The organism is Roseburia porci (assembly GCF_009695765.1).
Taxonomy (GTDB): Bacteria; Bacillota; Clostridia; order Lachnospirales; family Lachnospiraceae; genus Roseburia; species Roseburia porci.
The window spans coordinates 1-18,582 of sequence record NZ_VUNI01000010.1 but is presented as its reverse complement, the minus strand read 5'-3'; the positions used below and the strand labels follow the sequence as shown (position 1 = coordinate 18,582).

Sequence of the window (18,582 nt, the reverse complement as noted above, 5' to 3'; positions counted from 1 at the left end):
AAAAGGGAGATTGGATATTATCCAATCTCCTTAATTTTTTGCTCCAGTGCATCGATCACAATATTCATAGCCTGAATGCGGGCATATAATTTATCATTGGATTCAATGATGTGCCATGGGGCAAACGTAGTGCTGGTCTTTTGCAGCATTTCATTGACGGCATCTTCATACTGATCCCATTTTTCGCGGTTTCTCCAGTCTTCGTCAGTGATTTTCCAGCGTTTGTCCGGATTCTCTTCGCGCTCGTGAAAACGGGCAAGCTGGGTATCTTTGTCGATCTGAATCCAGAATTTTACAATGACAGCACCCCAGTCGGAGAGATTTTTTTCGAATTCATTGATCTCGTTGTATGCGCGCTTCCAGTCATTTTCACTACAGAAGCCTTCAAGACGCTCAACCATGACACGGCCATACCAGGTACGGTCAAAGATTGAGATATGGCCGGTTTTCGGAAGTCTGGTCCAGAAACGCCATAAGAAGTGGCGGTTCTTCTCGTGAACATCCGGTGCCGCAATCGGATTTACAACGAAGCCCCGTGCATCAAGTGCACTGGTCAGGCGCTTGATATTGCCTCCTTTTCCCGCAGCATCCCAGCCTTCATAGGCAATAATGACAGGAATCTTTTTGTTGTAGATGCGGTTGTGAAGTTTTTTGAGTTTTTTCTGTGCAATCTGCAGCTGTTTTTCGTATTCGTCCCTTGTCATGGCTTTGTCAAGAGGAACATCCTTTAATTCCGGCATTGGAACCAGTTTGAACGGATTTTCCGGAATATCAGCGGGAAGTGTGTTCCGCTGGATTGCAGCATCAATACCGTCTACGAGAAGATGGCACACCTGCAGTTCTACAAGTTCCTTTTTGCTTCCGTCGATGACATGCCATGGAGCTTTGACGGAGTTCGTGGCTTCGATAAAATGACTGAATGCTTTTTCGTATTTTTTGCGATGCTTCAGCTGATCGAGATCCCGTTTGTTTACACGCCAGCTGGTATCTTCGCTATCGGAAAGTTTGGCGATTCTTGCTTCCTGGTCTTCTTTCGATACATCCACGAAAATTTTCAGTACCAGATAACCGTTGTCAACAAGCTGCCGCTCAAAGATGTTTACATCGTGAATCCGGTGTGCAAGAGCCTTTTCGGAAAGGTGTCCATCAACAACGTCGAAAACAGTTTCTTCCATCCAGCCGGAGTCGAAGAAGACGAATTTCCCGGCTTCCGGAATATTGGTCATATGACGGCAGAGAAAAGGTTTTCTTTTTTCCTCTTTTGTAGGCGACTTTACCGGAATAACCTGAAAAAAGCGGGGATCAAGATCCCGGATAAGGTAACTGATCAAAGTGCCTTTTCCGGAAGCACTCCAGCCTTCTACAAGAACAATGACCGGAAGATGTTTTTCCTTGATCAGCTGCTGTTGTGCGGACAGCGTGCGCCTTGTGTTTTTTAAAATACTTTTCAGTTCATCCTGACTGAGTTTTTGAATCTCATTTGTTTTTGAATCACCCATATATGTCCCTCCCATATGTGTCCCTATACATTTTGTTATTTCTATTTTAACCCATTTCCGCAAAAATACCAGTAAGAATCAAAAATCAATTTCGGAGTTCCATCTTGTATTTTGCAGGATTCTAAGGTAATATAAAAAGAAGTATGCACAGAGAGGATATCACATTATGAAATGGAAAAAATATACAATTGAAACAACAACAGCAGCAGAAGACTATATGAGTTCTATGCTGATGGACCTTGGAATTGAGGGAATTGAAATTGAAGATAATATCCCTCTGACGAAAGAGGACCAGGCAGATATGTTTATTGACTTTCTTCCGGAACTTCCACCGGATGAGGGAATCAGCCATGTCAGCTTTTATATTGAAGAGGACGGAAGTGATCAGAAACAGATCTTAACGCAGGTGAAAGCCGGCCTTGAGAATCTCAGAAAGATGGTAGAGGTAGGTTCTGGCATGATCTCATCAAGTGAGACCGAAGATCTGGACTGGATCAATAACTGGAAGAAATATTTTTCTTCTTTTACGATCGAGGATATTCTGATCAAACCAACCTGGGAGGAACTGAAAGAGGAAGATAAGGATAAATTCCTGATTGAAATTGATCCTGGAATTTCGTTCGGAACAGGAAAACATGAGACCACGCAGTTATGCATCAGACAGCTTTTAAAATATATCCGCGGTAACAGCGAATATACCCCAGAGAATAAGCATCCTAAGGTATTGGATGTCGGATGTGGAAGTGGCATTTTATCAATTGTTGCATTAAAACTTGGAGCATCAGAGGTAGTTGGTACAGATCTGGATGCAGACTGCATGATCTCCACAAAAGAGAATATGGAAGTAAACCATCTTGATGCCGGACTTGGTACTTTTTATGTTGGTAACCTGATCGATGACGAAGAACTTCAACAAAAGGTTGGAACAGAAGTATATGATATCGTAGTTGCAAATATTCTTGCGGATGTTATCATTCCAATGGCACCGGTCATTCCGGCCCGCCTGAAAAAGGGTGGATATTTTATTACATCCGGAATTATTGATTTCAAAGAAAATGAAGTGAAGGCAGCAATTGAAAAAGCGGGTCTTGAAGTTGTGGAGATCAATCATCAGGGTGAATGGGTCAACATTACTGCACGTAAAAATTAAGGATAGACAAGATGTATCAATTTTTTGTAGAAGATGAGCAGGTAGCTTTTGACGCAGAACAGAAAACAGGGAAAATCTGCATCACAGGACCGGATGTAAATCATATCCGGAATGTCCTCCGTATGAAAACAGGAGAAAAGGTGAGAGTTTCAGATCGTTCTGGACATGCTTTTTTCTGCTGCCTGGAAGAAATTGCCGCGGATTATGTGAGCGCCAGAATCGAATATGCAGATGAGACAGGGACAGAACTGGATAATCCGATCTGGCTGTTTCAGGGGTTGCCAAAAAGCGATAAGATGGAGCTGATCATACAAAAGGCAACCGAGCTTGGAGTTTCGGAAGTGATTCCGGTATCCATGAAAAACTGTGTGGTTAAGCTGGATGCAAAGAAGGCAGACAATAAAAATAAACGATGGCAGACGATTGCAGAGAGTGCTGCAAAACAGTCAAAAAGAACGGTCATTCCGGTGATAAGACCGTTAATGAACTGGAAAGAGGCATTGGAACTGGCAAAGACGCTGGATGTTGTTCTTGTACCATATGAGAATGAACGTGGCATGGAAGCTACCAGAGAGATCATCGGGCACATTACACCAGGGCAGTCGATTGGAATCTTTATTGGACCGGAAGGCGGATTCTCAGAAGAGGAGATTACAGGTCTTCCGGACGAGATGCATCGGATCTCACTTGGAAGACGGATTTTAAGAACGGAAACAGCTGGACTTGCAACACTTGCAATGCTTGTGTACCAGCTGGATGAATAGGAGTAATCATGGAAGCATATTTGGATAATTCAGCAACAACAAGATGTTCAGACAAAGCAGCTGAACTGATGATGAAGCTGTTATTGGAGGATTATGGCAACCCTTCTTCGTTACATATGAAGGGAGTAATTGCTGAAAAATATATCAATGAAGCAAAAAAACAGATTGCAAAGACTCTGAAAGCACAGGAAAAAGAAATCGTTTTTACGTCAGGCGGAACAGAATCCAATAACCTGGCCATCATTGGAAGTGCAATGGCAAACCGGCGTGCCGGCATGCATATTATTACATCTTCCATTGAACATGCGTCTGTGTCAAATCCTATGGCATATCTGGAAGAACAGGGATTTGAAGTGACTTATCTGCCGGTGGATTCTAAGGGTGTTATCTCTATGGAAGCATTAAAAAATGCGATCCGGGAGGATACAATCCTGGTTTCTTTGATGCAGGTAAACAATGAAATCGGGGCAATCCAGCCGATTGAAGAAGCTGGAAAGATCATAAAAGCAGCGAATCCGGATATTATTTTTCACGTGGATGCGATTCAGGCATATGGAAAGATGCGGATCGTTCCAAAGAAGTTAAATATTGATCTTTTGTCAGTGAGCGGACATAAGATTCATGGACCAAAGGGCAGTGGATTTTTATACATAAAAGATAAAACCAAAATCCGTCCGGTGATATTTGGTGGTGGCCAGCAGAAGGGAATGCGTTCCGGAACAGAGAATGTGCCTGCAATCGCAGGACTTGGACTTGCTGCTGAGGAGATCTATACGGATTTTGAGGAAAAGATCGACCGGATGTATGCTTTAAGAGAGCATTTTATCGAACAGGTGACGCAGATTGAAGGTGTGAGCGTAAACGGACAATCCCAAAGAGCGTCTGCTCCTCATGTGGTCAGCGTCAGCATTCGCGGTGTGCGTGCAGAGGTTATGCTTCATACACTGGAAGACAGAGGAATTTATGTATCAGCAGGAAGCGCATGTTCATCGAATAAGCCTTCGGTCAGCCATACGTTAAAAAGTATCGGACTTGCACCGGAGCTTTTGGATTCTACGATCCGGTTTAGTTTTTCGGTACACACCACAATGGAAGAACTTGATTATGCACTCGGAGTTATGAGAGAAGTCATTCCGATGCTTCAGAAATATACAAGAAAATAAGTAAAGGAGATAAGAATGTACAAAGCATTTTTGATTAAATACGCAGAGATCGCAATCAAAGGAAAAAACAGATATCTGTTTGAGGATGCGCTGGTTCACAACATCAGTTATCAGTTAAAGAATGTGGACGGAACGTTTCATGTCCGCAAGGAAAACGGACGTATTTATGTGGAGACAGAGGGTGAATACGATTATGATGAAACCGTTACTGCGCTGCAGAGAGTGTTTGGTATCGTTGGAATCTGTCCGGTAATCCTTGTGGAAGATGAGGGATTTGACAAGCTTGCAGAAGAAGTAATCCGGCATGTGGATGAAACATATCCGGACAAAAACTTTACATTCAAGGTAAATGCACGTCGTGCAAGAAAAAATTACCCGATGAATTCAATGGAGATTAATGCAGCAATCGGTGAGAAATTACTGGAAGCTTTTCCAGAGATGAAAGTTGACGTACATCATCCACAGGTGCTTGTAAATATCGAAATTCGTCCGATGATCAATATCTATTCCATCGAACTTCCAGGACCTGGAGGTATGCCGCTTGGAACAGCCGGAAAAGCAATGCTTCTTTTATCCGGAGGAATTGACAGCCCGGTTGCAGGCTATATGATCAGCAAACGAGGTGTAACCATTGATGCAACTTATTTTCATGCACCGCCATATACCAGTGAGCGTGCAAAACAGAAAGTGGTTGATCTGGCAAAGAAGGTCGCAAGATATTCCGGACCAATTAATCTTCATGTTGTGAATTTCACAGATATCCAGCTTGCAATTTATGAGAAATGTCCACATGATGAACTGACGATTATTATGCGCCGTTATATGATGAAGATCGCTGAGCATTTTGCATATGAGAATAAATGCCTCGGACTGATCACAGGAGAGAGCATTGGACAGGTGGCAAGCCAGACCATGCAGTCACTTGCAGCAACAAATGAAGTATGTACCATGCCGGTATATCGTCCGCTTATTGCACTGGACAAACAGGATATCGTAGAGATTGCGGAAAAGATCGATACGTATGAAACTTCAATCCAGCCGTTTGAAGACTGCTGTACGATCTTTGTTGCAAAACATCCGGTAACCAAGCCAAATCTGAAATACATCAAGAAGTCAGAAGAAAATTTAAATGACTGCATCGAAGAACTGATGAAAAAGGCAATTGAAACGGTTGAAACGATTCACGTTGATGCAGAATAAACTATTATAACAGGCACAAAAAAAGAAGATCATTTCTGATCTTCTTTGTCTGTGCTTATAAATTCTAAAGCTGCAATTACTCGATAATGTATGGTTTTAATACTTCCATGATCTCATCCAGATTAGTCTCTGTATGAATTGCAAGGTCGATTGGTTTGGATAAATCTAAACTGAAGATACCCATGATGGATTTTGCATCAATGACATATCTTCCGGAAATTAAATCAAAATCAAAATCAAACTGTGTAATTGCATTTACGAAAGATTTTACTTTACCGATAGAATTTAATGAAATCTGTACTGTTTTCATCAGAAAACCTCCTTATCAATAATAGAATTTATCTACTTTTGATACTAAAGGTTTTTACATGAAAAGTCAATTATTTAGGAGAGAAAAATGAAAAAAGCAGCACTTCATAATCTGGGATGCAAAGTGAATGCATATGAAACCGAGGCGATGCAGCAGATGCTTGAAAATGCAGGGTATGAGATTGTGCCATTTCAGGAATATGCAGATGTTTATATTATCAATACCTGTTCCGTTACAAATATGGCAGACCGGAAATCACGCCAGATGCTGCACCGGGCAAAAGCAAAAAATCCGGATGCGGTAGTTGTGGGCACCGGCTGCTATATCCAGACAAAAGAGGAAGAAGCATTAAAAGATACCGCGATCGATATCGTGATCGGAAATAATAAAAAACATGAACTGGTTGAGCGGATCGAGGCATTTATGAAGAATCATAAAGACCGCGATGATGTTTTGGATATTAACCATGAAAGACAGGAATACGAGGAACTTTTCCTGTCCCGGACAGCAGAACATACAAGAGCATTTATAAAAGTTCAGGATGGGTGTAACCAGTTTTGCAGCTATTGCATCATTCCTTATGCCAGAGGACGGGTAAGAAGCAGAAAGCTCGAACACGTGGTAAAAGAGGTTGAACGTCTGGCTGCAAATGGCTATAAAGAGATCGTGCTTACTGGAATTCATCTGAGTTCGTATGGAACAGATCTCGGGGATAATCTGCTTCACCTGATCCAGGAAGTTCATAAAATAGACGGAATCGAAAGAATCCGTCTTGGATCACTGGAGCCAAGACTTGTTACCGAAGATTTCGCAAAAGAACTCTCCGGGCTTTCGAAAATCTGTCCGCATTTTCACTTGTCATTACAGAGTGGATGCGATGCGACGCTGCAGAGGATGAACCGCAAATATACAGCGGAAGAATATGCACATGCGTGCAGTCTGCTGAGGGACGCGTTTGACCATCCTGCGATTACGACGGATGTGATCGTAGGTTTCCCGGGAGAGACAGAAGAGGAATTTCAAATCACAAAGGAATTTCTTGCACAGATACATTTTTATGAAATGCATATTTTTAAATATTCCAAACGGCAGGGAACAAAAGCAGCTGTGATGCCGGATCAGGTCTCAGAACAGGAGAAGACGAATCGGAGCGCACAGCTGATTGAACTTGGAGAAAAAATGTCAAAAGAATTCCGCCAGCATTATATCGGAAGTACACAGGATGTTTTGTTTGAAGAAGAAAATGAGATTGACGGCAAGACTTATTTTACCGGCTATACAAGAGAATATGTAAAGGTTGCAGTGGAATCTGAAGAGAATCTTTCCAACTGCTTAAAGAGCGGTAAACTTACAGGTATGCTGAATGATGAAGTGCTTTTGATGGATTAATGGTTGTATTTTTTGTCCGAGTAGTTTACAATAAAATAGACATAGCTTATTGTGGCGTAAAGAACCCGGTGATGAATGTGACAGTCATTACGGGATAATTGTAACAAGAGCAAAGGCGTGAAATTATGCAGAATATTAACAACACACAGTATTTTAAAGTAGAAAAGGAGCCGGAACTTCAGGTAAAAGATGTTCTTGAGGTTGTATACCGAGCACTCAATGAGAAAGGATACAATCCGGTTAATCAGATTGTGGGATATATCATGTCTGGTGATCCAACTTATATCACCAGTCATAATAATGCCAGAAGCCTGATCATGAAAGTAGAGCGTGATGAACTTGTGGAAGAAGTTTTGAAGGCTTACATTGAGAACAATTCCTGGAGATAATCCGGTACGGTGAAGTAATGCGGATTTTAGGATTGGACTATGGTTCAAAGACAGTAGGAGTGGCAGTGAGTGATGAACTCCTGATCACTGCACAGGGAGTAGAGATTATTCGACGCAAATCTTCATCCAAATTGCGTCAGACACTTGCAAGGATAGAAGAACTTGTAACAGAATACGGAGTAGATAAGATTGTCCTTGGTTTTCCCAAGAACATGAATAATACGGAAGGTGAGCGCTGCGAAAAGACGAAAGAATTTAAGGAAATGCTGGAAAAACGCACTGGACTTGAAGTCATTCTCTGGGACGAGCGTCTCACTACAGTTTCTGCGGATAATTCTATGATGGAGATGGGAATCCGAAGAGAGAACCGTAAGGAATATGTGGATGAAATCGCGGCAATATTTATTTTACAGGGGTATCTGGATTATCTGACACACCAGAAACAGGGATAACCGGGATATCTTGTTTTTATGTCCTGCAGAGGATTGCTTTTGCTCCGGAATGAATGTATGAAATGGAGATAACATGGAAAAAGTAATTTTTACAGATCCGGAAACAAATGAAGCTGTTTCGTTTTTCGTATTGGAACAGACACAGCTGAATGGCATGAAATATCTTTTCGTGACAGAAGAAGAGGAAGGCGATGGTGATGCCTATATCCTGAAAGAACTTCGCGAAGAAGATGGCGGTGAAATTGTCTATGAGATGGTAGAAGACGAAGTGGAGCTTGCTGCACTCGGAAAAATATTCTCGGAACTCATGGATGAAGATACAAGAGTAGAATTTTAATGATACGTGAAACAGACACATAATAAAAGGATGACAAAAAGCGGAATGTAAGATATGGTTTCGCTGGTTTGTCATGACTTTTTTTGTGTGTGAAAGAAACCGTACAGGATTATCCGGTCACCTTATGGTTGTTTGATATTTGTTCATAAGGTCTCAGGTGTAAACCTGTCCGGTTCGGTTTAGATTTTGGAGGTAAAATTTTGAAGAAAGAAAGAGAACAGGAAAACACAAACAAAAAGAGCAAATTAAAAATTATTCCATTAGGCGGATTAGAGCAGATTGGTATGAATATCACTGCTTTTGAATATGAGGACAGTATTATTGTTGTAGATTGCGGAATTTCATTCCCGGATGATGATATGCTGGGAATTGACCTTGTTATCCCGGATATCACATATCTGAGAGATAATATCGATAAAGTAAAGGGATTTTTTATCACACATGGTCATGAAGACCATATTGGGGCAATTCCATATGTTTTAAAAGAAATCAATGTCCCAATCTATGCAACAAAACTTACAATCGGAATTATTGATCATAAATTAAAAGAACATGATATGTTAAAGAAAGTAAAACGCAAAGTCGTAAAATACGGTCAGCATATCAATCTTGGATGTTTCCGTGTTGAGTTTATTAAGACAAACCACAGTATTCAGGATGCAGCAGCGCTTGCAATCTACTCACCGGCAGGAATCGTTGTCCATACAGGTGACTTTAAAGTGGATTACACACCGGTATTTGGTGATGCGATTGACCTTCAGAGATTTGGAGAGATTGGTAAAAAAGGTGTACTTGCACTTTTATGCGACAGTACAAATGCGGAAAGAAAAGGCTTTACCATGTCTGAAAAGACGGTTGGTAAGACTTTAGATAAGATTTTTGATGATCACAAGAACCAGAGGATTATTATTGCAACGTTTGCATCAAATGTTGACCGTGTTCAGCAGATCATCAACTCGGCGAATAAATACGGACGCAAGGTGGCTATTGAAGGACGAAGCATGGTGAATATCATTTCGATCGCTTCGGAGCTTGGATATCTTTCTCTTCCGGATAATATCCTGATCGAGGCGGATCAGCTTCGCAATTATCCGGATGAGCAGACGGTCATCATTACGACGGGAAGCCAGGGAGAATCTATGGCAGCACTTTCCCGTATGGCATCTGGTATGCACAGAAAAGTTTCCATTAAACCAAATGATACGATCGTATTCAGTTCCAGCCCGATTCCAGGAAATGAGAAGTCTGTAACCGGAGTCATCAATGAACTGATGAGAAAAGGAGCTGAAGTTATTTTCCAGGATGTTCATGTATCCGGTCATGCCTGCCAGGAAGATATCAAGCTTATTTATTCGCTGGTTAATCCGAAATATGCAATTCCGGTACATGGAGAGTATAAACATCTCGTTGCTCAGGCGAAGATTGCTGAGGAACTGGGAATGGATAAAGATCATATTAAGATCCTTTCTTCCGGAGATGTACTTGAAATCGATGAAGATGGCGCAGAGGTTACCGGACATGTTCATGTCGGAAATGTCTTTGTTGACGGACTGGGCGTTGGAGATGTTGGAAATATCGTTTTAAGAGACAGACAGCATCTTGCTGAGGATGGTATTATTATTGTGGTTATGACACTTGAAAGCGGTTCGGGACAGGTACTTGCAGGCCCGGATATTGTATCCAGAGGATTTGTATATGTACGTAATTCAGAAAGCCTTATGGATGAGGCAAAGACAGTTCTGGACAATACGATGGAATATTGTATGGAACATAATATTACTGACTGGGGCAAGATCAAGACAGAAGTAAAAGATGCACTTGGAGATTTTGTCTGGAAAGAGACGAAGAGACGTCCGATGATCATGCCGATCATTATGGAAGTATAACATTGCTTACAACCGGGAGAGGCTTATGAATATTAACAAACTGCTGTTTCGTTTTATAAAAATTGCATTTACTTTGATGATCGTCCTGTTGATCGTTTATGTATTTATCAGGCTTGGGACAACCGCATATGATTTTGGATATCGTGTTTTTACGGAATCTGCGATGGAGGAAGAACCTGGAACCGATGTTCTGGTACAGGTGAAAAGCGGAATGTCAGGAAAAGAACTTGGACAGCTTTTGGAGAAAAAGGGACTTGTCAGAGATGCGAATCTGTTTTATCTGCAGCTTCGTCTCTCTGCCTATAATAACAGGATACATTCCGGAACCTATACGCTCAATACTTCCATGACCCCAAAGGAAATGATCGTGGAGATGGCGCAGGCTGATTCCGATACAGAACAGACGGAGGACACACAGGAGCCGGAGGTTGCCACCGAAGTGACAACCGGTGGAGAGTAAAAAGAACAGGAGAATTTAACAATGGTAGTAGATGAACGTCTGGTTACCTACATAAATTCGCTGGATCAGGGAAATACCGAAATACTGGATATCATAGAAAGAGAAGCTCTGGATTCTTATGTTCCGATCATTCGGAAAGAGATGCAGAGCTTTTTGAAACTGTTACTTGCAATGCAGAAGCCCAAAAGGATTCTGGAAGTAGGAACAGCGGTCGGTTTTTCTGCAATTTTAATGGCGGAATATGATCCGGAAGCGTGTGAGATAACCACAATTGAAAATTACGAGAAACGTATTCCAATTGCAAAAGAGAATTTTAAAAGAGCCGGAAAAGAAGATCAGATCACTTTGATTGAAGGGGATGCGACAGAGGTTTTAAAGCAGCTTTCCGAACCGTATGATATGATTTTTATGGATGCTGCAAAAGGACAGTATATCCATTTTATGCCGGATATTTTACGGCTGTTAAAAACAGGCGGGGTATTGGTGTCTGATAATGTACTACAGGATGGAGATATCATAGAATCCCATTTTGCAGTTACAAGAAGAAACCGTACGATCTATAAAAGAATGCGGGAATATTTATATGAACTGACACACCGGGATGATCTTGTCACGGCGGTACTTCCGATTGGTGATGGAATTACAGTCAGCACGAAAATAAAAGAACAGATGAGTGAGAGAGGAATAGAGTAAAATGAGAAATATCGAATTACTGGTCCCGGCCAGCAGTCTGGAAGTATTAAAGGTTGCAGTTATTTTTGGCGCAGATGCAGTATATATTGGTGGTGAAGTATTCGGACTTCGTGCAAAGGCAAAAAACTTCTCGATGGAAGAGATGGCAGAGGGAATTAAGTTTGCTCATGACCACAATGTAAAAGTATATGTAACAGCGAATATACTTGCACATAATTATGATCTTGATGGAGTACGCCAGTATTTTAAAGAATTAAACGAGATGAAACCGGATCGTCCGGATGCACTTATTATTTCGGATCCGGGGGTTTTCATGATTGCAAAGGAAGTCTGTCCGGAAATTGAACGTCACGTCAGCACACAGGCGAACAATACCAATTACGGAACCTATCAGTTCTGGTATGGACAGGGAGCATCACGTGTTGTATCAGCAAGAGAGCTTTCCTTAAAAGAGATTAAAGAGATCCGTGCCAATATTCCGGATGATCTGGAGATTGAGACATTTATTCATGGTGCAATGTGCATTTCTTATTCCGGAAGATGTCTGCTTTCCAATTATTTTACGGGAAGAGATGCGAATAAGGGAGCGTGTACGCATCCATGCAGATGGAAATATGCGGTTGTTGAAGAAAAAAGACCAGGTGAATATCTTCCGGTGTATGAAAATGAGAGAGGAACTTATATTTTCAACTCAAAGGACTTATGCATGATCGAGCATATTCCGGATCTCATCGATGCAGGAATTGACAGCTATAAGATCGAAGGCCGTATGAAGACCGCACTTTATGTGGCAACGGTTGCAAGAACATACCGAAAGGCAATCAACGATTATCTGGAATCTCCGGACAAATATAAAGAAAATATGCCATGGTATCTGGATCAGATTTCAAACTGCACATACCGACAGTTTACAACCGGATTTTTCTATGGAAAGCCATCTGAGGAAGCTCAGATTTACGACAACAATACGTACTGCAAGGAATATACCTATCTTGGAATCATTGGGGAGCAAAATGCAGAGGGACTGTATCGGATCGAGCAGAGAAATAAATTCTCTGTAGGTGAACAGATTGAGGTAATGAAGCCGAATGGTGATAACATTGAAGTGACAGTACGCCGGATTACCGATGAGGATGGAAAAGATGTAGAATCTGCACCACATCCAAAGCAGGTATTGTACATTGATCTTGGAATCGAACTGGATATGTATGATATTATCCGCCGTAAAGAAGAGGACAGCAGCATTCAGCTGCAGTAGCGGAAAACAAACAAATAGCATTCCAAAAAGAAAACCCTTCGAGAAAACCACAGCCGGATCGTGAACGGCTTTAAAAGGTGGTTTTTCGAAGGGTTTTTCTAATCTGCAAGTTGTATCAGGAACGGGATGGCTTGTAAAATTCCTTTACAGAGTCAAGCCGGGCTGTCATATTGGTAAACAGAAGATCGACAATCGTAAGTGCTGCCATCGCTTCTACGACAACAACGGCACGTGGAGCAATGATCGGGTCGTGGCGTCCTTTGATTGAAATATCGATTTCTTCCATGGATTTGTTGACTGTTTGCTGTGGGGCTGCAATGGAAGGTGTTGGTTTGACAGCAACGCGCATAAGAAGCGGGGAACCGTCACTTATTCCGCCGAGTGTACCACCGGAGTGATTGGTCTTTTTCACGATCTGACCATTCGAATCAATGGAAAATGCATCATTATTTGCAAGACCGGTAGCTTTGGCTGCTGCAAAGCCGTCACCAATCTCGAAGCCTTTTACGGCGCCGATAGAAAACATTGCTTTTGCAAGATTTGCATCCAGTTTTTCAAAAACAGGATCGCCGATTCCGGCTGGAAGACCGGTTACGATGCATTCAATGGTGCCACCGGAAGAGTTCTTATTCTCCAGGCACTGATCCAGATATTCCTGTGCCTTGTCTGCGGCATTGGCATCCGGCATGTAAAGTGTATTTTTACTGATCTCGTCCGGATCAAAACGGGATGGATCAACGGAAATATCCCCAATCGACTGTGTGTAGGTAAGAAAATGAATGCCAAGTTCACCAAGGAGCTTAGCTGCAATTGCACCTGCAGCAACACGTCCGATTGTTTCACGTCCGGAAGAACGTCCACCTCCACGATAGTCACGGAAACCGTATTTCATATCAAATCCGTAGTCGGCATGTCCAGGGCGGTAGTAGGATGCAATCTCGCTATAGTCAGCAGATTTCTGATTTTTATTTCGAACCAAAAGAGAAATAGGAGTACCGGTTGTTTTTCCCTCGAAAACTCCGGAAAGGATTTCGACAGCGTCGTCTTCCTTGCGGGGAGTTGCGAATCGGGACTGTCCCGGTTTTCTTCGATTCAGGTAAATCTGAATATCTTCTTCGGTAAGCGAAAGCCCGGCAGGGCAGCCGTCAATGACCACACCGAGTCCTGCGCCGTGTGATTCTCCCCAGGTAGTGATTTTAAATATTGTTCCGTATGATGAACCAGCCATAATTTCTCTCCTCTTGTCTCTTCAATCTTTTATAGACAATTATAAGGAAAGCGAAGTTGAATAGTCAAGAAAGTTATGATATATTTTAGATGTAGTTTTACTAAAATTTGCGAAAATCAATGTTGGCTGAAATATTTTCAGAAATAAAAGAGAACATAACGGGGGTATGATATGGAATTTAACGGAGTATATCATCAGGCATCGGATAATTATTGCTATCCTTTAAATGAGGATGAACTGATCATAAATTTAAAGACAGGTTATGATGTAAAAGAAGTAAATATTATTCTTGGCGATCCATTTGCAGCTGGAATTTTAGGCGGTGGAGAAAGCTGGAACGGAAATAAGGAACCGATTATTTTTAAAAAGAAACTGAAAAATCAGATCTGGTGGACGACAACGGTTAAGCCGGAATACAAGCGTCTGAAATATTATTTTGAGCTTTTTACAGAGGATGAACACTGGTTTTATTTCGAGGATGGATTTGTCAGTGGAGAACAGATGGAACTTGAAGGAAGAAGCAGACAGTGCTTTGTTTTTCCTTGGATGAATCCATGTGATATTCCGGTGACACCGAAATGGGTAAATGAAACGGTCTGGTATCAGATTTTCCCAGACCGTTTCTGTAACGGAGATCATTCGATTGATCCGGAGAATGTTGTGCCATGGCGGAATCATGGAAAAGTTAAAAATGAAGAATGTTTCGGCGGAGATCTTGCAGGAATTATCCAGAAACTGGATTATCTGAAGGATCTTGGCATCACAGGTCTTTATCTGACACCAATCAATGAGTCGCCAAGCAATCACAAATACGATACGACTGACTATACGAAGATCGATCCGAATTTTGGAGATGAAGAGACATTTCAGAAACTGGTATCAGAAGCACATGCCAGAGGAATGCGGGTTATGCTGGATGGTGTATTCAATCACTGCGGGTATTATTTTGCACCGTGGCAGGATGTGCTGAAAAAAGGACCGGAATCGGAATACTATGACTGGTTTATGATCAATGAGTGGCCGTTGGATTTTAAAGGCGGAGCTGCAAAAAAGAAACAGTTTTATACCTTTGCATTTTTTGATAATATGCCAAAACTGAATACGAGCAATCCGAAAGTCCGTAAATACTTTATTGATATTTGTGCAAACTGGGTGGAAAATTATAAAATTGACGGTCTCCGCCTGGATGTGGCCAATGAGGTATCCCATCTTTTCTGCAAAGAACTGCATCTGCGGCTGAAACAAATTAATCCGGATATTTACATTCTTGGAGAAATATGGCATAATGCACTTCCGTGGCTGCGGGGAGATGAGTTTGATGCGGTAATGAATTATCCGCTTGGTGAGAGCATTAAAGATTTCTGGATCGATAAGAGTCTGACCAACCAGGATTTTGAGTATACGATCAATCGTTGTTATACAAGCTATATGCAGCAGACGAATGATGTTTTGTTTAACCTTTTGGATTCCCATGACACCAAAAGACTTCGCTCAGATGTGAAGAATCTTGATGAATATTTTGCACAGCTTGCAGTTTTATTTGCAATGCCGGGAAGCCCGTGTATTTATTATGGAACGGAAATTGCAATGGAAGGAAGTTTTGATCCGGACTGCAGAAGATGCATGCCATGGGATGAAATTGAGGCAGGAAAATACAAAGAACGTATTGAAATGGTTTCCAAACTGATCCATCTTCGGGCAAGTGAACCGCTTTTAAAGAGCAGAAATTTCCATTTCCCGGATGACTTTTCAGATCATCCGCGTGTGATCCAGTTCCGGAAAATGGGCTGGGTAGACACCTATGTTGAAGTCATTATTAACTGCTCCGGAGAAGATGTGGAAGTACCAAAAGATGGAGAGATTCTGTTTGAAAGACACTGCATTGATTCGACGTTACTGCAAAATGGAATTTTAATTCGCCGCATTTCACGATAATCTGTTATAATAGTAACAGCAAATTGTAATAGAAAGAGAGAAATCAGATGGCTAAATATGAACTGTTAAAACAGGAGGGGCGCGCAAAACGAGGCGTTTTTCATACGGTGCACGGAGATATACAGACACCTGTTTTTATGAACGTAGGAACGGTAGGGGCAATCAAGGGCGCCGTATCTACCGTTGATCTGAAAGAGATCAAGTGTCAGGTTGAACTGTCCAATACGTATCATCTGCATGTGCGTACTGGGGACAAGTTGATTAAAGAAGTTGGAGGTCTTCATAAATTTATGGTCTGGGATCGTCCAATTTTGACAGATTCCGGCGGATTCCAGGTGTTTTCGCTGGCCGGACTTCGCAAGATCAAGGAAGAGGGTGTGTATTTCCGCTCTCATATTGATGGTGCAAAGATTTTCATGGGACCGGAAGAAAGTATGCAGATCCAGTCAAATCTTGGATCAACGATCGCAATGGCTTTTGATGAATGTCCATCAAGTGTTGCAGACCGCAAATACGTATCCGATTCTGTAGCACGTACTACAAGATGGCTCGAACGCTGCAAAAAAGAGATGGCTAGATTAAACAGCCTTGAGGATACAATCAACAAAGACCAGCTGCTTTTTGGTATTAACCAGGGAGCAATTTATTCGGATATCCGAATCGACCATGCAAAAAGAATCTCCGAACTTGATCTGGATGGATATGCAGTCGGAGGACTTGCGGTCGGAGAAACCCATGAGGAAATGTATCATATTCTGGATGAGACAGTGCCTTATCTTCCGGTAAATAAACCAACATACCTGATGGGAGTTGGTACACCGGCAAATATTCTGGAAGGTGTAGAGCGTGGAATTGACTTTTTTGACTGCGTATATCCAAGCCGTAACGGAAGACATGGACATGTTTATACCAATCAGGGTAAGATCAATCTGTTTAACCAGAAATACGAAAAGGATATGAGACCGATCGAAGAAGGATGTCAGTGTCCTGCATGCCGTACCTACAGCAGAGCTTATATCAGACATCTTCTGAAGGCGAAAGAGATGCTTGGCATGCGTCTGTGCGTACTTCATAACCTTTACTTCTATAATAACATGATGGAAGAGATACGGGATGCTTTAGATGAGGGAAGATTCCATTCCTACAAGGAAGAAAAGCTATACGGAATGGGGCAGATCAACAGAGAGAAAGAGATGCAGAAATAACGTTTTATTTCTAAAAAAAGGATAAAATAGTACAAAATACTTGCCGATTTATCACTCGTTGTGTACAATAATAGAAGTATGTTAATTTAGGAGGAAGATTGATGATGTCAATTTTAGCACAATCAGCCGGAGCAGGTGGCTGGGTTGGAATTATTGTATGGATGGTCATTTTATTTGCATTCATGTATTTCTTAATGATTCGTCCACAGAAGAAAGAAACTCAGAAAAAGGATCTTATGTTAAGCGAGCTTGCAGTAGGAGATACTGTTCTTACAACAAGCGGATTCTATGGAACTGTCATTGATATTGAGGACGATATGGTAATTGTTGAATTCGGAAACAACAAAAACTGCCGTATCCCAATGCAGAAAGCAGCAATTTCCGCAGTAGAGAAGCCGGAAGACGCAGAATAATCGTGATCAAAAGGGCGTGTGAAAAAACGAAAGTTTTTTCATGCGTCCTTTTTATTATGGATACAACAGTAGTTATATTTCATAAAACGTGTATAATTCCCCTTACCCCATAAGAAAGGCTATTATGGAATCCTATGCGGCTGTTACATTTTTTTCATGTTTATTGTGATATTTATAAAGATTGTGTCCAATAGAAACAAGAAATACTTCAAGCAGGACAGATTTTATTCCTCTTCGGACAATTCTTTTGTACCAACGGTCGTTTTTTATGATACCAAATGTGCCCTCTGCCTGGATGGATCTGTTCATCCTCAGAAGTGCTCCCTGGATACTTTCGAGATTTCCAATCACTTCCTGATGCATCGCTGTAAGTTCACGGTTAATCCGAACGGTGCGGTTTTTATCCGTCTTTTTACAGTGTTCAGCGTATGGACATCCAGAACAGTCTTCACACTGGTATATTTCTTCCTGACGTCCATACTTGTTTCCCTTTACGTTTTTACGGTACTGAAGATAAAATTTTTTCTCGTTTGGGCAACGCATGATTCTATCTTTCCCGATTGGGAAATTGACTGCACGAAATGGATCTTCTTGATACTTTTTGTCAGTAGTCTCTTTCTTGAACATGGGAAACTTCATATATTTTTCCATTCCATGCTGCTCACAAAAGATGTAATTGTTGTAAGAACCATATCCCGCATCCGCTACTGGATATTTCGGATAAAAGCCATATGTAGTATAAAATTTGTTCATCAGCGGAACAAAACAATCCATATCTGAGCGGTACTGATTTACATCAACAACAGCAATGTACTCATCTGCAACACCGACCTGTACATTATAAGCCGGAA

Annotated in this window: 19 protein-coding genes; 15 read left to right on the top strand and 4 right to left on the bottom strand. The window is 41.5% G+C overall.

The window, feature by feature from the left end; all coding sequences use genetic code 11:
* Nucleotides 1-17: 17 nt before the first annotated feature.
* The gene (gene pap / locus FYJ75_RS07265; protein WP_154429798.1) at nt 18-1,499 is read right to left on the bottom strand and encodes a polyphosphate:AMP phosphotransferase; all 1,482 of its coding nucleotides are present in this window, start codon (nt 1,497-1,499) and stop codon (nt 18-20) included.
* A 166-nt stretch (nt 1,500-1,665) separates the two neighbouring features.
* Here pap and prmA point away from each other — a divergent pair, with 166 nt between their 5' ends.
* The 4 genes from prmA to thiI are packed head-to-tail and all read left to right on the top strand — an operon-like array spanning nt 1,666 to nt 5,776.
* The gene (gene prmA, locus FYJ75_RS07260) at nt 1,666-2,649 is read left to right on the top strand and encodes a 50S ribosomal protein L11 methyltransferase (protein WP_154429797.1); all 984 of its coding nucleotides are present in this window, start codon (nt 1,666-1,668) and stop codon (nt 2,647-2,649) included.
* A gap of 11 nt (nt 2,650-2,660) precedes the next feature.
* Nucleotides 2,661-3,413, top strand: a complete 753-nt coding sequence (locus FYJ75_RS07255; RefSeq protein ID WP_154429796.1) for an RsmE family RNA methyltransferase — start codon at nt 2,661-2,663, stop codon at nt 3,411-3,413.
* An 8-nt stretch (nt 3,414-3,421) separates the two neighbouring features.
* Nucleotides 3,422-4,576 carry a cysteine desulfurase family protein gene (locus FYJ75_RS07250; RefSeq protein WP_154429795.1) on the top strand — a complete coding sequence of 385 codons (1,155 nt, stop codon included), beginning with the start codon at nt 3,422-3,424 and terminating at the stop codon, nt 4,574-4,576.
* Nucleotides 4,577-4,591: 15 nt separating this feature from the next.
* Complete coding sequence (thiI, locus tag FYJ75_RS07245) at nt 4,592-5,776, top strand: tRNA uracil 4-sulfurtransferase ThiI (protein WP_154429794.1); 1,185 nt, start codon at nt 4,592-4,594, stop codon at nt 5,774-5,776.
* Nucleotides 5,777-5,852: 76 nt separating this feature from the next.
* On the opposite strand, the gene FYJ75_RS07240 is transcribed toward thiI, so the two are convergent.
* Nucleotides 5,853-6,086: an HPr family phosphocarrier protein gene (locus tag FYJ75_RS07240; RefSeq protein ID WP_154429793.1), complete on the bottom strand. Its 234-nt coding sequence runs from the start codon at nt 6,084-6,086 to the stop codon at nt 5,853-5,855.
* 87 nt (nt 6,087-6,173) lie between these two features.
* Here FYJ75_RS07240 and mtaB point away from each other — a divergent pair, with 87 nt between their 5' ends.
* The 8 genes from mtaB (at nt 6,174) to FYJ75_RS07200 (ending at nt 12,950) form a co-directional block, all read left to right on the top strand.
* The gene (mtaB, locus tag FYJ75_RS07235; RefSeq protein ID WP_154429792.1) at nt 6,174-7,475 is read left to right on the top strand and encodes a tRNA (N(6)-L-threonylcarbamoyladenosine(37)-C(2))-methylthiotransferase MtaB; all 1,302 of its coding nucleotides are present in this window, start codon (nt 6,174-6,176) and stop codon (nt 7,473-7,475) included.
* Between the two features lie 125 nt (nt 7,476-7,600).
* Entirely contained in the window at nt 7,601-7,864 is a 264-nt protein-coding gene (locus tag FYJ75_RS07230) for an IreB family regulatory phosphoprotein (RefSeq protein ID WP_154429791.1), read from the top strand.
* Between the two features lie 17 nt (nt 7,865-7,881).
* Nucleotides 7,882-8,316, top strand: coding sequence for a Holliday junction resolvase RuvX (gene ruvX, locus FYJ75_RS07225; protein WP_154429790.1), 435 nt, complete (start codon nt 7,882-7,884; stop codon nt 8,314-8,316).
* A gap of 73 nt (nt 8,317-8,389) precedes the next feature.
* Nucleotides 8,390-8,653, top strand: coding sequence for a DUF1292 domain-containing protein (locus FYJ75_RS07220; protein ID WP_154429789.1), 264 nt, complete (start codon nt 8,390-8,392; stop codon nt 8,651-8,653).
* 200 nt (nt 8,654-8,853) lie between these two features.
* On the top strand, nt 8,854-10,539 hold the full coding sequence (locus FYJ75_RS07215; protein ID WP_154429788.1) for a ribonuclease J: 1,686 nt from the start codon (nt 8,854-8,856) through the stop codon (nt 10,537-10,539).
* 25 nt (nt 10,540-10,564) lie between these two features.
* On the top strand, nt 10,565-10,999 hold the full coding sequence (locus FYJ75_RS07210) for an endolytic transglycosylase MltG (protein WP_154429787.1): 435 nt from the start codon (nt 10,565-10,567) through the stop codon (nt 10,997-10,999).
* Between the two features lie 21 nt (nt 11,000-11,020).
* The gene (locus tag FYJ75_RS07205; RefSeq protein ID WP_154429786.1) at nt 11,021-11,692 is read left to right on the top strand and encodes an O-methyltransferase; all 672 of its coding nucleotides are present in this window, start codon (nt 11,021-11,023) and stop codon (nt 11,690-11,692) included.
* 1 nt (nt 11,693) lies between these two features.
* Entirely contained in the window at nt 11,694-12,950 is a 1,257-nt protein-coding gene (locus tag FYJ75_RS07200; RefSeq protein ID WP_154429785.1) for a peptidase U32 family protein, read from the top strand.
* A gap of 115 nt (nt 12,951-13,065) precedes the next feature.
* On the opposite strand, the gene aroC is transcribed toward FYJ75_RS07200, so the two are convergent.
* Nucleotides 13,066-14,178 carry a chorismate synthase gene (gene aroC / locus FYJ75_RS07195; protein ID WP_154429784.1) on the bottom strand — a complete coding sequence of 371 codons (1,113 nt, stop codon included), beginning with the start codon at nt 14,176-14,178 and terminating at the stop codon, nt 13,066-13,068.
* Between the two features lie 171 nt (nt 14,179-14,349).
* Between aroC and FYJ75_RS07190 the strand changes: the two genes are divergently transcribed.
* The 3 genes from FYJ75_RS07190 to yajC all read left to right on the top strand — a co-directional run bounded on the left by FYJ75_RS07190 (nt 14,350) and on the right by yajC (nt 17,731).
* Nucleotides 14,350-16,113, top strand: a complete 1,764-nt coding sequence (locus tag FYJ75_RS07190; protein WP_154429783.1) for a glycoside hydrolase family 13 protein — start codon at nt 14,350-14,352, stop codon at nt 16,111-16,113.
* Nucleotides 16,114-16,160: 47 nt separating this feature from the next.
* Nucleotides 16,161-17,318: a tRNA guanosine(34) transglycosylase Tgt gene (tgt, locus tag FYJ75_RS07185; RefSeq protein ID WP_154429782.1), complete on the top strand. Its 1,158-nt coding sequence runs from the start codon at nt 16,161-16,163 to the stop codon at nt 17,316-17,318.
* A 101-nt stretch (nt 17,319-17,419) separates the two neighbouring features.
* Complete coding sequence (gene yajC, locus FYJ75_RS07180) at nt 17,420-17,731, top strand: preprotein translocase subunit YajC (protein WP_154429781.1); 312 nt, start codon at nt 17,420-17,422, stop codon at nt 17,729-17,731.
* Nucleotides 17,732-17,863: 132 nt separating this feature from the next.
* Here yajC and FYJ75_RS07175 read toward each other — a convergent pair.
* On the bottom strand, nt 17,864-18,582 hold a 719-nt coding region (locus tag FYJ75_RS07175), incomplete at its 5' end, for a transposase (protein ID WP_235907029.1).

What these genes read in the sequence shown, in the direction of transcription:
- pap (WP_154429798.1), bottom strand. Translation starts at nt 1,499, where the DNA reads ATGGGTGATTCAAAAACAAATGAGATTCAAAAACTCAGTCAGGATGAA.
- prmA (WP_154429797.1), top strand. Translation starts at nt 1,666, where the DNA reads ATGAAATGGAAAAAATATACAATTGAAACAACAACAGCAGCAGAAGAC.
- FYJ75_RS07255 (WP_154429796.1), top strand. Translation starts at nt 2,661, where the DNA reads ATGTATCAATTTTTTGTAGAAGATGAGCAGGTAGCTTTTGACGCAGAA.
- FYJ75_RS07250 (WP_154429795.1), top strand. Translation starts at nt 3,422, where the DNA reads ATGGAAGCATATTTGGATAATTCAGCAACAACAAGATGTTCAGACAAA.
- thiI (WP_154429794.1), top strand. Translation starts at nt 4,592, where the DNA reads ATGTACAAAGCATTTTTGATTAAATACGCAGAGATCGCAATCAAAGGA.
- FYJ75_RS07240 (WP_154429793.1), bottom strand. Translation starts at nt 6,086, where the DNA reads ATGAAAACAGTACAGATTTCATTAAATTCTATCGGTAAAGTAAAATCT.
- mtaB (WP_154429792.1), top strand. Translation starts at nt 6,174, where the DNA reads ATGAAAAAAGCAGCACTTCATAATCTGGGATGCAAAGTGAATGCATAT.
- FYJ75_RS07230 (WP_154429791.1), top strand. Translation starts at nt 7,601, where the DNA reads ATGCAGAATATTAACAACACACAGTATTTTAAAGTAGAAAAGGAGCCG.
- ruvX (WP_154429790.1), top strand. Translation starts at nt 7,882, where the DNA reads ATGCGGATTTTAGGATTGGACTATGGTTCAAAGACAGTAGGAGTGGCA.
- FYJ75_RS07220 (WP_154429789.1), top strand. Translation starts at nt 8,390, where the DNA reads ATGGAAAAAGTAATTTTTACAGATCCGGAAACAAATGAAGCTGTTTCG.
- FYJ75_RS07210 (WP_154429787.1), top strand. Translation starts at nt 10,565, where the DNA reads ATGAATATTAACAAACTGCTGTTTCGTTTTATAAAAATTGCATTTACT.
- FYJ75_RS07205 (WP_154429786.1), top strand. Translation starts at nt 11,021, where the DNA reads ATGGTAGTAGATGAACGTCTGGTTACCTACATAAATTCGCTGGATCAG.
- FYJ75_RS07200 (WP_154429785.1), top strand. Translation starts at nt 11,694, where the DNA reads ATGAGAAATATCGAATTACTGGTCCCGGCCAGCAGTCTGGAAGTATTA.
- aroC (WP_154429784.1), bottom strand. Translation starts at nt 14,178, where the DNA reads ATGGCTGGTTCATCATACGGAACAATATTTAAAATCACTACCTGGGGA.
- FYJ75_RS07190 (WP_154429783.1), top strand. Translation starts at nt 14,350, where the DNA reads ATGGAATTTAACGGAGTATATCATCAGGCATCGGATAATTATTGCTAT.
- tgt (WP_154429782.1), top strand. Translation starts at nt 16,161, where the DNA reads ATGGCTAAATATGAACTGTTAAAACAGGAGGGGCGCGCAAAACGAGGC.
- yajC (WP_154429781.1), top strand. Translation starts at nt 17,420, where the DNA reads ATGATGTCAATTTTAGCACAATCAGCCGGAGCAGGTGGCTGGGTTGGA.